Raw genomic sequence first — 14,195 nt, 5'->3', positions numbered from 1 at the left:
GACGGTCGATTGGTTGGCTTGGCGGACATAGCCCCTTCCGAAGTTCGTGACGCAGCATGCGGGACGATCCTGGGGCCAGCTCAGATTCACATTGATCACAGAAAGAATGTAACCCCAGTTACCGCAAGATTTTACTGGGGTTACAACATGGGTCAATCGGTGGTCATCGTCGACGCATGATTAGCGTGCGATGACATGACTCTTGGATGGCTTGTATTCAAACGATTGCAGGACACCCATGTGCAAGCATAGATGCTCACAACTAAGCGAGTCGGAAGCGTTGCTGCAGCGAACAATCTCCAGTACAGGAGGGCTGGTGTGCTTCATGAAACCGACGTTCAGCAGCTTGTTGGTCCGGTCCGCATTCCAAGACGAAGTAACGTTATAGTTTTCGTCCGTCACCAGCACGCGACAGGTCGACTTCTGATTGTTGACCGGCGACTCGAAAACAAACAAACGATGCTTCAGACCAATCTCGTCTTCGTAATCGATCTGCGAGACCAACTTGTCTCGCTGCAAAGGATTCATCGTGGGAAAGGATTCTAAAGCCAGGAAGTTCAAATAACAGGCTTTGTTGTAAACCGATTCGCCGAAAGCGACGCTAAGGACGCCAGCCATAATGACGAATGTTAGCGCCGTCTTACCAAACTGAGCAGTGAAGAGTTTCCTCATCTGCATATCTCCTCTGATCCGGTAGGTCTTTTTAAGGTGGGTTGTTTGAGCTCAGGTTGTTCAGGCCCTCGCTCGGCTCTTCTCGATGTTAATTTAAACTTCACTAACACGCATTTTGCGTTGTCCTGTGAATGATATTCCTCCATTGCGTAAAACAATGCAATGCTTTTTCGAAGGTCTATTTTTGACCACTTTTCTTACGCGAAAATGCCCTCCTTCAATCAATTGATGTGGGCGGTTGCTCGCCTCATAAGGTCATATAGGTCGAAAAATTTATTGGTCGTTTTTTTCCCTTGCGGTTGCTAGCACGATACGGGGTTCCGCAACCGAGCTTAAGGATCGTCCTATCGGCAAGAATCAAAAAAGGCGACTCGGGCCGGCAAGGGCAAACGTCGGGGGAAACGGGCCAACCAGAGTCGCCAATTCGGGGGAACTGATCCTGCAAGAGAAATCGCTCGAAGTCAGTTCGTTAGCTATGTATATTTTCGCCCTGAAAGCTTTACCGTCGATGTGGCAAGCCGAGAAAGATAGAATGTTTCGGCAAGCCTCACCGCCTATGGCCGGCTTAAGCCTGCCCGTTGTCGGGGCTCTCTTGTCTGAAGGCGAACGTCCAAGGGCGAAAGCCCTTGATTTGGGCAGGAAAGAAAAGCCATCCAGTTTCCGATGGATGACCTCGTACGCTCACTCGTTTTGCGAAGTTCGACCCAAATTCGAAGAGGACACTTCTGCATTGGCGGAACCGTCGAAGTATCTTTCATACGGAGAATTGACTTGCTTCAAGCCGCAGGTAGGCTGACCCGATCAAGCGCTCTCTGATAGTTCGTACGTGGATCGATCACGAAGTAGAACACATTGAAGATCCACAGGAATTGCAGACAAAATATTCCTACGATGGCGGTTATCCAGAACAGCTGATTCGGTTGAAGCGTAATCTGGGCATCGAATTCGTAGGTCTCTTCGCTCACCGATTTGACGATTACGTACGCGTTTACATCAGCGGTGAAACCAAACGACAGATTGTTGTTGCCACCATAGACTTGAAAGGCATTCCCCTCACGGTAGATGCTTCCTCCCACAGTGCTGCGCAATGCGTCCTCAAGTTCGTTCATAACTTCCTCGTGCGATGCTTTGGTCGTAACACGACGGAAGACGCTGAAACGTCGGTAGATTGCCTCCATGATTTCCTTCCTGCTTATGACTGGCGATCATCCCAAGACGGCTTCACCCAACAACCGGCCGGAGCGTCTCGGTCTTCTTCCCGTATGTGATTCGATATCGATCGATCACGATCCAGATCATCAACACGATGCCACCGAGAAAACCGCCGGCGTAACTCGCATTGTGGATCCATAAGTCGGTTAAAAAGGCAACGTGCTTCTCCGGCGGTACCAGTTCGGCCATTCTGCCTACCAGTTCAATCTGCCCGCGAGATGCTAACGAATATCCAACAATACCGGCCGCGCATGCCAATAGGCCGCTGCTAACCATCAGCACACCTAGAGGAACCACGAGATCCTTCGCGGACTTTGTGACCATCGAACCTGTCTGGCATACAAATGCGACCGGAATACCCAGCATCACCCCAACCCACCACGTCGCCAGAAAGCCCCAGCCAAATGCCAGCAGCGTTGGATCTTGCGTTCCGCCAAGGATCGGCACATGACCAATGGTAAAGTACTCGACACAAATCCGTGCGGTAATTTGATCATGGATGATCCCATAGGTGACGCTCGCAAGGACCGCCAAACCAATAATCAAAATTGACTGCTTCATGGATCACCATGGGAAAAGAAAAAGGCCGATACCATGCGAGTCCCGCTGGGGAATTCGTCAGGTATCGGCCATTCTTGGCTAATTTCTTGCCAGGGTCACGCAATTTGCGCGATCCGCTGCCAATTATTCAGCAGGGACGAATTCGTAAATCGAACCGTATTCCCCGAAGATTGCGCTCATCAGCACCTCTCCATCTTCCGTTTCGCCAAAGCAGACGACCGGTGGATTGGAAGGTTCTTCGATACGATAGTTTTTGCCAGCCTTGCCGGTTTCGTAATCGTATTCCAGCGCCCAGATCTTACCGGCAACGTAGTCAGCGTACAGGAATTTTCCTTCCAACTGTGGCACCTTCTTACCACGATAAACGTAGCCGCTGGTGATCGACTTACCCACGTTGTGATGGTACTCGAAGATAGGATCGATGTACTTCGCACCGGGCTTGGCGTACTGCTCCGAGAACGGATGCAAACCTTCACGGACATTCCAGCCGTAGTTGCCACCCTTAGTGATGATGTCGATCTCTTCCCAGATACCTTGGCCGACATCGCCAACCCAGCAAGCACCGGTCTCGCGGTCGAACGTCAATCGCCAGATGTTACGCAGACCATACGCGTAGATCTCAGGCTTGGCACCTTCGGTATCGACAAAAGGATTGTCCGCGGGAATTGCGTAATTCTTTCCTTCGTCCTTCTTGTCGACGTCGATTCGCAAGATTGAACCCAACCAAGTTCCCAGGTTCTGACCGTTGCCGTGCGGATCGTTACCAGAACCACCATCACCCAGCCCAACATACAAGTAGCCATCAGGACCAAATTCGATGCTACCACCGTTGTGATTCCAGTACGGCTGCTCGATCGTCAGCAAGATTTCTTCTGAGCTCGGATCTCCCTTGGTCGGATCATCTTTCAAGGTCTTGAATCGCGAGACGTGCGAGACCAGGCCTTTCTTGATGGTGTAGTACAGGAAGAACTCGCCGTTCTCTTTGAAGTTTGGATGGAAAGCCAAGCCAAGCAGCCCTTCTTCATTCTGCTTTGGATTGAAACGAACTTCGTTTTCGATGTCGAGGAAGACTTCGGCCTCTTCCACTTCTGGATCGTTTGGCACGGCCAGGATCACGCCTTGCTGCTCGGCAAAGAAGATTCGATTCGTACCATCACCGGCATTGGTGATCGTCACTGGCCGACGGATCCGCAGATTGGTGAATGTCTTCTTCGGCTTCACCGGCAAAACAGGGTCATTGGGAATCGGAGGACCATCTTCAGGCTTTTGAGCCAAGACAGGCGCAGCCAGTCCGCAAATCAGCAAGGCGACACACAACAAACGCGACAAACGATTCATATTCGAGATGCTCAATCAGAAAGTTGGGAAAGATGCACGGGCTAAGGCGTTCAGAAAACGCCCGCTCTATTCTAGCTAGACCGTTACCCAGATTCCACGTGCAGTGGTGCCTGAAAAATAAAGCAAAACGAGAGACAAGATTCTCAACCGACGGGGGTCAGTCACGACGTCCGATCAACATCGGCATCTCAGCAGCGATCATGACCGGTTGGCGAGATCTCCTGCCAGGCGAACCGCGTGAATCATGCTCGAAACCTTAGCCTTGCCCTGCCAGGCAATATCGAACGCGGTGCCGTGATCGACCGAGGTTCGTACGATCGATAAGCCCAGCGTTGTATTGACCGCCACGTCGAATGCCAAGGCCTTGAGTGGAATATGCCCCTGATCGTGGTACATGCAAACCACGCAGTCGTACAGCGGTCGGCGGTCGGCTAAGAAGGCGGTGTCGGGTGGGACCGGTCCATCGATCTGAATTCCCTTATCACGCGCGAACTGCACAGCCGGCATGATGATTCGCTCCTCTTCGCGATCGCCAAACAAACCATGTTCGCCCGCATGCGGATTGAGTCCGCAAACTAGCAGTTTGGGCTCGCGTTTACGAATCTTTCGCATCGCATCAACCGTGAGATCGATAACCTCTCCGATCCGCTCAATCGTGAGCAACTCCGGCACATCACGGTAACCAACGTGTGTGGTTACAAAGCTGCAAGTCAGCAACTCGCTTGTCAGCATCATGCAGCCCGATTCGTGGCCGCATCGTTCGATAAAGATCTCGGTGTGACCAGGGTAAAAATGTTTGGCCGCATGGAGGGCTTCTTTATTAATCGGCCCGGTAGTGATGCCATCGACTTTGCCTGCAAGTGCCGCGTCGATCGCTCGCATGATGTACTGATACGAAGCCTCTCCCCCCTCCGCAGTCACTTTGCCCGGGACGAAGGTCTCACAATCGATCGTTCCGAAGTCGACCACCGTTGCCTCCTGGATTGCCCGCAGATCGAGCGACGCATCGTACGGCACAATCGTTGTCGGTTCAGGAAACTCGCATTTCCGGGCCACCTTCTGCAAGATCGCGGCATCCCCAAACACAATCGGAACCGCTGGTGCGTACTGCTTCGGATCGCTAAGCAGCTGCAGGCAAACTTCCGGGCCAACGCCGCCCGGGTCGCCCATGGTAATGATGATTCGAGGTTGCGACACGCGAGGAACTTTCCAGGGGATAGCGAGTGGGGTACACGTACTTTATTGTAGCTGCCAGTCGATTTTCGCCGAGGTGGGCGAACCCACTTCCGTCAACTTGCGTCCGACAAACACGCTACTGCTTTGCTTTCCACTTGAGGGAGTCTTCATGTCGCACACGCTGTATCAAGTCGACGCGTTCTCACAGAAGCCCTTTGCCGGCAACCCAGCCGCGGTCTGTCTTTTGGACGAACCTGCCGATCCCCACTGGATGCAGCAAGTGGCTGCGGAAATGAATCTCGCCGAGACGGCATTCGTCTATCCGGAAGGCGAGGCGTTACGGCTCCGTTGGTTCACGCCAGTCGTCGAAGTCGATTTGTGCGGGCACGCCACTTTGGCATCGGCTCACATCTTGTGGCAGGTAGGTGGAATTACGACCGATCGCACGATCGCGTTTGAAACACGCAGTGGTACGCTTTCCGCGTCGCGCGTGGCAGACAAGATTGAGCTCGATTTTCCAATCGCTCCGGTCTCGCCACTCACCCCGGAAGTAGGTCTGCTGGAAGCATTAGGGATTACTGATGCCAGTTTTTGCGGAAAGAACGCCTGGGATTGGTTGATCGAAATTCCCTCGGCGGAAATGCTGAGGAAAATATCACCGAATCACGCCCAGTTGGCCCCGGCGACAACCAGGGGCGTTATGGTTACCGCAGCCAGCGACGATCCCCGTTATGACTTTCTTTCCCGCTTCTTTGCCCCAGCCTGCGGGATTCCCGAAGATCCAGTTACGGGCTCGGCTCACTGTTTACTAGGGGAATATTGGAGCAAGCGGCTCGGCAAGAAAACGCTGAGTGCGTATCAAGCATCTCCGCGCGGGGGTGAAGTCGAAGTCGAGGTTCGAAACGACCGTGCCCTCCTACGAGGGCACGCGGTAACCGTTGCTAAGATCGAACTCCTGTGCTAAACGTGCTCGATCTAGTCGCGATCGTGCACCAGACCAACTTTCGCCAGCAACGTGTGCATCCCGGCATCGATCACGGAAGGTTCCGAATCGAGACAGGAGACACGGGACTGACATTGGGTTAGCAATGGGTAACCGACCAGCGAGGCGAACACCGCAATTCCCAAGCCTTCCAGTGCGACCGCTCGCAGCAGTCCGCCAATCGTGCCGAAGCCGGAGCGTTTGCTGCTACGAGATGCGTGTCGTTTCTTGGTCACTTGATTACCCTCCGTGTGAAATCGAACTTCATCGCCAGGACCGAAGTTGCTCTCCGTCGTGAACCTCGCCTGGGGATGGTTTCTGTTACGCGGTGTGCCATGGGGCGGTTCATAGAATCTTTCAATTCCCGCACCTCAAGTGATAGCACAGGACACTTCGATCAAATCGTGGCACATTAGGGTGGGTTGATGTTATCCTTGGGGCTTCTCGAACATCCCCCTCGGCAGCCTACTTTTCATGACATCGCACTTCTCTGCCCCAGATGATCCGAAACGCCCCCACCGCGAAACGTGGCGGATGGAACTGATCCTTGCGCTGTCTGCCTTAGCCACATTGGGCGTGTTGATGCTGGTCGGCGTTTGGTTTCTAAACTGGGTTTCCAAGCCGCCTCTGCCGAAGCGCGTCGATAATGACCAGGATCCGATTGTCAGCAAGTTCCGTCACGTTGGCTTCGAGATTGGGCGAAACGCAGAAGGTGAAATACAAATCATCACCACGCCGAACCCACTCTTAGTAACCGACAAAGACTTGGCGTTGGTCACTGGCCTCCAACATCTATTGGTCTTGGACTTGAGAGGGACCCAAATCACCGATGATGCTTTGACTCACCTGACCGATTTGCCGGTGATCGAAAAGCTTTATGTCGGTGGATCGGTCATCACCGATACTGAGCCAACCTTATTTCACGCTCGATTTACTGATGCCGCGGTTGATCCGCTCGTAGATCTTTCGACCTTGAAGCTATTGAGCCTCGCCAAGACCGATATTGGTGACGTCGCAGTCGCCCAGCTTCCTAATCTGGAAGACTTGGAAGTCCTCTTCCTGCTAGGTACGAACGTAACCGACGCTAGTATCCCAGCGTTGGCACAGATGAAGTCGCTGAAAGCGCTCTATCTTCAAGAGACCCAGGTCACGCCCGAGGGATTGCAGAAGCTACGAAAAGCCTTGCCGGGGACAGATATCTATCCGGCGGCCGGCGCGAACGACGAACGACTGCCAGAATAATCCTCTCGGCAATCCAGCAATCCGGAGCCCCCTCCGCCAACTTCCCGTGATGCGTTACCATGGTCATCCATACGGTGAATGTCCCGCAGTCGAGGAACCACAAAAATGCAGTACGACAAACAACGTCTGATCGAGATCGTGCGAGAAAAGGGCCTGAAGTTTGGCGACTTCACACTCGCTTCCGGCAAGAAGGCTTCGTACTACCTCGACTGTCGCAAGGTAACTCTCTCTAGCGAAGGCGCCCTTCAGGTAGGTCTCGGCATTCTGGAGATGCTAGGCGACAGCCTGCCTGACGCGGTGGGCGGGATGGCAATTGGTGCCGATCCGATCTCAGCTTCGGTCATCACCATGGCCGCCGTTCAGGGGAAATCACTCGCTGGATTCATCGTTCGCAAGGAAGCCAAGGCTCACGGCACTGGACAGGATGTAGAAGGCCCTGTCGTCTCAGGCAACTCGTGCGTGATCGTGGAAGACGTCGTCACGACTGGGGGAAGTTCGCTCAAGGCGATCGAAAAAGTCGAAGCGGCCGGCCTCAAGGTGCTGGGCGTGATTGCGATTGTCGACCGGATGGAAGGTGGCAAGAAGGCCTTCGCCGACGCCGGGTACGAACTTCGCACCCTCCTGACGATTGAAGACTTCGGAATCACTCCACCGCAATAAAGATATCGACCCGATTGGGGCTGGCTTCGTCGTAGATCTCGAAGTCAGCATCGTACGTGCGAGTGTGGGTAGTATCTTCAGCGAAGTAATTCCAGATCGTTTCCCAGGTTTGGGGAACCACCGCTGGCATCTCTCCTTCGCCGACGAAATGCAGATAGTTGCCTCGATGAATGCGAACCTTGTCCAGCTGATCTGGAATCTCCGCATCCGCCGCAACCTGGCGACCTAGCAAGATCGTGAACTTGCCCGACTGATCCGATTCGTAATCGGCATATACCGCGATTCGTTTTTGTGGATCGACCGGATTAGGAACGAGCTGATCGATCTTCTCGGATTCATACTTCTGGTAGAGCAATGGAATCTGGCCTGTTTCCGGCGACATTTCCTTGCGGTTCGAAGTGCGAACGGAGATGCCTACCACGCGCATCGCTTCAACCGGCTCTAACTTTGGTCCCACGGTTGCCTCCTTGGGTGTTTGCTCAAGTACGGTATTCTCGAGGCCGAGCCACGAAATACCTGTCGAGATCCACAAGGGAATTGTAACAAATCCCACGACCGTCGTGGCCATGACCACCCGCAATGCAGTCCGAGCATCCCCGCCGTAGTGTTTTGTTAAGACAATAGGAAACACGGCCGCTGGCATGGCAGCTTGAATTGCTGCCACTTGTTTCAGTTCCACTGAAATCGGCAACCACATTGCGGCTAACAGAAAGAGTACCGGAATCGCCAACAACCGCAGTAAAACCGACGACACGTAAGCCGGCCAGGGACTGCTGGGATCGCCCTCGACCTTGGCATGAAAGATCTGATCGTAGAAAGTCGCTCCGATCAGCAGCATCATGACAGGAATCGCGGCACTGGCCAAAATTCCGGTGATTTGTGAAATGAATTCCGGTACCAAGTGAGCCCAGCCCAGCCCGTTGATGACCAATGAAATAACAATCGTGATACTGGGAGGATTGAGAACGTTCTTCCACCAACCTTTGGTCAGCCCGCCACTGGCCAAGCTAACTCCGATCGTCCAAATCCCCAGTTCGACTCCGACGTTATGCAGAAACAACACGCCCAACGCCCGTTCTCCGAAGATTTCCGAGATCAGCGGAATGGGAATGAACCCGTAATTGAAGATCCCAATACAGATAGCAAAAGAGTGGACTTTATCCGACGTATCGAATCCAAGGACTGCTCCGCTACCGCGAGCAAAGCAATAGGCGATCAAGCACCCGATTGCCACGGCCATGTAACCCCAGATCGGCGGCAGAATGACATTGCTGGCCTCATCGAAAGCCGGATTACCGACCACTTTTTGAAAGATGAAGCACGGCATCAAAACGCGAATCGACAGCTTCAAGATGCCAGCATCGGCTTCGCGTGTCAGCCAATGCAGGGATCGAGCGGCGGCGCCGATCCCCATCACTGTGAAAACCGCCGCCGTGATGCTTAGAATCGTAATGACTTGCATTAGGGACATCGTCCCAGCGTAATCGCTCGCAAGCCCGGCAACAATCGGGCTTAGTCCTCCTTTAACAAATTGAAACCGTTCGATGCGAAAAACCACAAACGACGACACGAAGCTTGGCATCATCATCGTCGATCACGGCTCGAGAAGGGCCGAAAGCAATGATCTGCTGCTGGAGGTCGTCGAGCAATTTCGTCAGACGAGCGACTTCGGAATTGTCGAGCCAGCCCACATGGAGTTGGCCGAACCATCGATTGCTGAGGCGTTTGCCCGCTGCGTCGCCCAGGGCGCGAATCGAATCATCGTCCACCCCTACTTCCTGTCCCCCGGCCGGCATTGGCACGAGGACATCCCCCAATTGGCGAGGGAGGCGTCCGCTAACCATGCGGGAGTCAGCTTCACCGTGACGCACCCACTGGGACCTCACCCGCTGATGCTAAAGATCATTCAGGATCGTATCGAAGATTGCCTGGATTAAGCCGGCGACGAAACTTACAAGTCGACCAGAATCGTATCGTCGTGCTCGTAGGCAGGTGCACAGCAGCACAACAAACGCAGGATTTCCGTCCCGGTGTTCGTGATTTGATGGACCTGACCTGGCGGAATGGCAATCGCATCCCCGACGCTCACATCGAGTAGTTCTTCGCCAATCTGCATCTTCCCCTGACCGTGCGTGATGTAATAGATCTCTTCGGTCTTCTCGTGATAATGCGCTGTTGTACTGGCTCCGACGGGAAGTCGCGCTTCGGCCAGGCTTTGCTTCTCGATGCACGAGTTCCGATGAGCCAGCAGTTCGCGGATTTCAGAGCCATCTTTCGTAGTGAAAGGAGGAGCTTCGTTCAGGTTGACGATATCCATGTCGATTTAGCCTCGTTGAGTGTTCTGGCGGAAGACTTACGCCTGTGAGAGAATCTTATTGACACAATTGGGCGTTTATTGATACTTGGCGCAAAAATCATCCAAGCTTCGCGCTCTCATAGAAAAAACGAAGGAAACCAATCATGCCCCGCAGTAAGACGTTTGACGATGCATGCCATGCCATTGGCGATACCCCGATGATACATATCAATCGGATTGTCCCCCAGGGAGGCGCTGAAGTTTTCGCCAAGTGTGAATGGTTTAATCCGCTGAACAGCGTGAAAGACCGCATCGGCTACGCCATGATCGCTGACGGAGAAAAACGTGGTGTCGTCACCAAAGACACCCACATCATCGAACCAACCTCCGGCAATACCGGCATTGCGTTGGCCTTCGTCTGTGCTGCCAAAGGCTATAAGCTGACGTTGACCATGCCGGAATCGATGTCGCTCGAACGCCGCGCGCTTTTACGTGCCATGGGCGCGAACTTGGTTTTGACTCCGGCCGCCGAAGGAATGAAGGGCGCAATCAGCACGGCTGCTGAGATGGTCGCCAACGAAGAAGGTGCCTGGATGCCTGGCCAGTTTGATAATCCGGCCAACCCAGCAATCCACGAAGCAACTACCGGCCCTGAAATTTGGGAAGACATGGGCGGCAAGGTCGATGCGCTTATCGCGGGCGTTGGTACCGGTGGAACAATAACCGGTGTGGCTCGATTCATCAAATCGAAGAATCCAGAATTCAAAGCGATTGCCGTCGAGCCTAAGAATTCACCCGTGATCAGTGGTGGTGAGCCTGGTAAGCACCGTATTCAAGGGATCGGTGCTGGATTCATTCCGAATAACCTCGACACCTCCGTGATCGACGAAACGATTCAAGTCGACGACGAAGATGCCTTCGAATGGGCTCGCATGTTGGCCAAAGAGGAAGGTTTGGTCGCTGGTATCAGCAGTGGTGCCGCGATCTGGGCCGCCGCACAACTCGCCGCTCGCCCCGAAATGAAGGGCAAGCGAATCGCGGTTGTCTTGGCCAGCGTCGGCGAACGCTACCTTTCAACGCCCCTATTTGGTGGCCTGGAAGGCTAGGACCGCGTTCGATTCAATTGTATTCACAGAAAAAGGCCGGCTTGAGCAAATCAAGCCGGCCTTTTTTGCTTCGTAACACTAGATGTTCAATTACTGGTAAACGTTCTGCAGCAGTTCGAGCTGCCGCTTCAATTCTTCCAGCTTGGCCTGCGCAGTCGACATTTCGTCGGTACCTTGCTCGACCTTCTTTTTCTGCTCGCTGAGCTTGGCATAGACTGCCGACTTTTCTTCCATCACCTTATCCAAAGCCGCTTTCAGCTTCGCGATTTCGGCCAGCTTGGCTTCCATCTGCTTTTCCATTTCGGCCTGCTGGGCCTGAGCTTCGGTCAGAGTCTGCTCCGTCGTCTTCAAGCCCGTCAGCAGCGTTTGCTGTTCGGCCTGGATTTTGGCGGGATAGGCAGCGAATTCTGCTTGTTCCGCCTTGAGCGACTCCAGCTCTTGCTTTGCGGCCGCGGCCTTCTCTGCCGAGGCTTTCGCAGCAGCTGCCTTTTCGTTCAGATCCTTCTCGAGGTTTGCCTTGCCCTCTTCTAGTTTCTTCAGCCGCTCAGCCAACTTCGTCATTTGATCAGCATACTTCGCGATCTGACTCTGCTGATCGGCCAACTGCTTGGCCGCCAATTCTCGAGCTTTGTTCGCGTCCGCAACCGCTTTCTCTGCCTCAGCTTTATGAGCGACGGCCGCTTTCTTGTTCTCTTCGGCAGAAGCTAGAGCATTCTCTAGATTCGATTTCTCTTGCGTTGCCTTGGCGGTTTCCATTTCCAGCTGCTTTACTTCTGCTTCCGCAGCCGCGATCATTTCAGCGTCTTTGTTTAGCTCCGCTTCCTTGGCGGTGATCGCTTCGGTTGCTTGTTTGACTTCGCCCGCCAAGCGGTCGACTTCCGCTTGAGCGGCCGTGCGTTCTTGGGTGAAAGTATCGATTTCTTTTTGCTTCGATTCCTTCTGATCGTCAGCCGCCTCTTCCTTCTGCTTCGTCGCTTCCGCGATCTTTGCGTCAAGGTCGGTTACTTTCTGGGCGGCGGATGCTTGAGCTTGTTGCTTCTTTTCCAAGCCACTTTTCAAATCGTTGAGCTGATTCTGATGCTCGGCCTGGTTCGCCTTGAGGGCGGTCATTACCGAGCTCTTCTCTTCGATCTTCTTGTTGTAGTTTTCCAGCTTTGCGTTCAGGTCACCGATGTTTTTCTCGGCTTTGGCGATCTCGCCCGACCACTTCTCGGCATCGGCCTGCTTCGCAGCCACTTCTTTCTGATGCTGGTTCAGTTTACCTTCAACGTCCGCAACAGCCTTCTTCAGTTCCGCAACCTTAGCATTGGCAGCATCGGTGGCAGCTTTGCTTTCGGCTGAACCTTGCTTCGTTTTTTCGATGGCGCCAAGATGGCTTTCCCAGGCTTGCTTCGCCGCTGCGGCAGCACCACTGGCCTCGGAAGCTGCCTTATCGAACGTGCCAATCTCGCCTTGTAACGAAGTGATCAACTCCTCGTAGGTTGGGGTCACCGCGTTCAGCTTGCCAAGCTCTTGCATGTCTTCCACGTTGTAGACTCGGATCTCACCGGTCCAATCGCCCACGACAATCTTCGTGCCGTCGTGATTGAAGACCGCACGCAAGGTCAGGTCGGCGAAGCCAGGGGTCTTCTTCAGCTCCTTACCGTCGCCCGACCAAACTTTGGCGACCTTGTCACGACCGGCGGTAACCATGCGACCGTCATGGGTATAGCTAACCCATTCGGATCCGCCACCATGGGCTCCAAAGGACTTGATGTTCTTGCCTTCCACCATTTCCCAAAGTTTGACGTCATTGTCCGAACTCGCGGATGCCAAGACATTAGAGTCCGAACGCCAGCTGACGGCGTTGATGCCCTCTTTGTGGCCCTGCAGATTCAGGTATTCACGAGCAGTATCCGCCTCCCAAACAAACAAACCGTTCGCGCGATCTCCTGAGGCCAGTAAAACACCATCAGGACTATAGGCCAGCGAGGTCACCCAGTCCGTATGCTTCTTGATTTCGTAAAGCATCGACCCGTCAGCCGTGGAGTAAATGCGAATCAAACGCTGCGGACCACCCAGTGCGATCTGCGAGTGATCTGGCGTGACGTCTGCGGCCAGCACGACGTCGTATTCGTCGCCAACAGTAACGATCGACTTGCCGGTCTTTACGTCGAACAGCGTGACGCTTCCCGAGTAACCACCGCGTCCGCCACCGGCCATCAACAGTTCGCCGTTTCGGCTGAAGCGAAGGATATAGGGGATGCCTTGCGGGTAAGGGATAACGCCCATTAGTTTGAGCGTGTCGGTGTTGTAGAGGGCAATTTGCTTTTGACCGGCGATAGCCACTAACGGAGCCCACGGGCTGTGTGCCATTGCGGTGATTGCCCCGGAACCATCCAGGTCCATGACCGGTTGTTTCCACAAGCCTTCTGGCATCGCGGCCGGACCTTCTGGCTTTCCGGTGTTCACCGGACCACTCATCGCCAAGCCAGTGTTTTTCTTCTTTTTGACCTTCGAGCCGCTGTTCTCCAGGGCTCCCATTTCAATCCATTTCTGGATGATGTCCTGCTTTTCCTTCGCAATCAAGTCGGAGCCTGGTGGCATCTTGGGCGTTTCCGCGCCACTGATCAGGGCGAACAAACGCGAGCTTTCAACATCTTGTTCGATGATAACCTCGCCACTAGCTCCCCCTTCCATCGTCGCGCCGTAGCTTTCCAAATTCAAACCGCCCTTGGCGTCGTTTTGGTTATGGCACGTGAAGCAGTGCTCACGAAAGATGGTGCGCACGTGATCTTCGAAGGTAATCTTCGGCGCGTCGTCCCCCGCAGGCTTGGCATCGTCAGCAGCAGTGGCAAACGTAGTCAAACCGAACAGGAGGAGGAAAGGCAGGCAGTATCGCATCGCTCGTTCTCTGTGCGGAAAAAAGGCAGGCAAACTTTGGTGGGGTGCCAAGCTTCCACGATTTGGA

14 protein-coding genes are annotated in these 14,195 nt (G+C 53.9%); 5 read left to right on the top strand and 9 right to left on the bottom strand.

Going from position 1 to position 14,195, the window contains the following annotated elements; all coding sequences use genetic code 11:
- Positions 1–180: 180 nt before the first annotated feature.
- The 5 genes from C5Y83_RS20475 to pdxA all read right to left on the bottom strand — a co-directional run bounded on the left by C5Y83_RS20475 (position 181) and on the right by pdxA (position 4,980).
- Positions 181–672 carry a hypothetical protein gene (locus C5Y83_RS20475; RefSeq protein WP_105331601.1) on the bottom strand — a complete coding sequence of 164 codons (492 nt, stop codon included), beginning with the start codon at positions 670–672 and terminating at the stop codon, positions 181–183.
- Positions 673–1,448: 776 nt separating this feature from the next.
- Positions 1,449–1,850 carry a hypothetical protein gene (locus tag C5Y83_RS20465; protein ID WP_105331599.1) on the bottom strand — a complete coding sequence of 134 codons (402 nt, stop codon included), beginning with the start codon at positions 1,848–1,850 and terminating at the stop codon, positions 1,449–1,451.
- 43 nt (positions 1,851–1,893) lie between these two features.
- A complete protein-coding gene (locus tag C5Y83_RS20460; protein ID WP_105331598.1) occupies positions 1,894–2,445 on the bottom strand; it encodes a hypothetical protein in 552 nt (183 codons plus the stop codon).
- Between the two features lie 123 nt (positions 2,446–2,568).
- Positions 2,569–3,783, bottom strand: a complete 1,215-nt coding sequence (locus C5Y83_RS20455; protein WP_105331597.1) for a PQQ-dependent sugar dehydrogenase — start codon at positions 3,781–3,783, stop codon at positions 2,569–2,571.
- 198 nt (positions 3,784–3,981) lie between these two features.
- On the bottom strand, positions 3,982–4,980 hold the full coding sequence (pdxA, locus tag C5Y83_RS20450; RefSeq protein WP_233207295.1) for a 4-hydroxythreonine-4-phosphate dehydrogenase PdxA: 999 nt from the start codon (positions 4,978–4,980) through the stop codon (positions 3,982–3,984).
- A gap of 148 nt (positions 4,981–5,128) precedes the next feature.
- Between pdxA and C5Y83_RS20445 the strand changes: the two genes are divergently transcribed.
- Positions 5,129–5,923: a PhzF family phenazine biosynthesis protein gene (locus C5Y83_RS20445; protein ID WP_105331596.1), complete on the top strand. Its 795-nt coding sequence runs from the start codon at positions 5,129–5,131 to the stop codon at positions 5,921–5,923.
- Positions 5,924–5,934: 11 nt separating this feature from the next.
- Here the strand turns inward: C5Y83_RS20445 and C5Y83_RS20440 are convergent, their stop codons facing one another.
- On the bottom strand, positions 5,935–6,177 hold the full coding sequence (locus C5Y83_RS20440) for a hypothetical protein (RefSeq protein WP_105331595.1): 243 nt from the start codon (positions 6,175–6,177) through the stop codon (positions 5,935–5,937).
- 238 nt (positions 6,178–6,415) lie between these two features.
- Between C5Y83_RS20440 and C5Y83_RS20435 the strand changes: the two genes are divergently transcribed.
- A complete protein-coding gene (locus C5Y83_RS20435; protein ID WP_114304693.1) occupies positions 6,416–7,183 on the top strand; it encodes a hypothetical protein in 768 nt (255 codons plus the stop codon).
- A 105-nt stretch (positions 7,184–7,288) separates the two neighbouring features.
- On the top strand, positions 7,289–7,843 hold the full coding sequence (gene pyrE / locus C5Y83_RS20430) for an orotate phosphoribosyltransferase (protein WP_105331593.1): 555 nt from the start codon (positions 7,289–7,291) through the stop codon (positions 7,841–7,843).
- Here pyrE and C5Y83_RS20425 read toward each other — a convergent pair.
- Positions 7,827–9,305 (bottom strand): AEC family transporter, encoded by a 1,479-nt coding sequence (locus tag C5Y83_RS20425; RefSeq protein WP_158262429.1) that lies wholly within the window; start codon positions 9,303–9,305, stop codon positions 7,827–7,829. The genes pyrE and C5Y83_RS20425 overlap by 17 nt on opposite strands.
- An 82-nt stretch (positions 9,306–9,387) precedes the next feature.
- Between C5Y83_RS20425 and C5Y83_RS20420 the strand changes: the two genes are divergently transcribed.
- Positions 9,388–9,780, top strand: a complete 393-nt coding sequence (locus tag C5Y83_RS20420) for a CbiX/SirB N-terminal domain-containing protein (RefSeq protein WP_105331933.1) — start codon at positions 9,388–9,390, stop codon at positions 9,778–9,780.
- A 14-nt stretch (positions 9,781–9,794) separates the two neighbouring features.
- Here C5Y83_RS20420 and C5Y83_RS20415 read toward each other — a convergent pair whose 3' ends face one another.
- On the bottom strand, positions 9,795–10,160 hold the full coding sequence (locus C5Y83_RS20415; protein ID WP_105331591.1) for a cupin domain-containing protein: 366 nt from the start codon (positions 10,158–10,160) through the stop codon (positions 9,795–9,797).
- 143 nt (positions 10,161–10,303) lie between these two features.
- Here C5Y83_RS20415 and cysK point away from each other — a divergent pair, with 143 nt between their 5' ends.
- Positions 10,304–11,245 (top strand): cysteine synthase A, encoded by a 942-nt coding sequence (cysK, locus tag C5Y83_RS20410; RefSeq protein ID WP_105331590.1) that lies wholly within the window; start codon positions 10,304–10,306, stop codon positions 11,243–11,245.
- A 90-nt stretch (positions 11,246–11,335) separates the two neighbouring features.
- Here the strand turns inward: cysK and C5Y83_RS20405 are convergent, their stop codons facing one another.
- Entirely contained in the window at positions 11,336–14,128 is a 2,793-nt protein-coding gene (locus tag C5Y83_RS20405) for a c-type cytochrome domain-containing protein (protein ID WP_158262428.1), read from the bottom strand.
- Positions 14,129–14,195: the final 67 nt, after the last annotated feature.

This window comes from Blastopirellula marina (assembly GCF_002967765.1).
GTDB classification, from domain to species: Bacteria; Planctomycetota; Planctomycetia; order Pirellulales; family Pirellulaceae; genus Bremerella; species Bremerella marina_A.
Note: the sequence above shows the minus strand (reverse complement) of the source record. Positions and strands in the feature narration are given on the sequence as shown.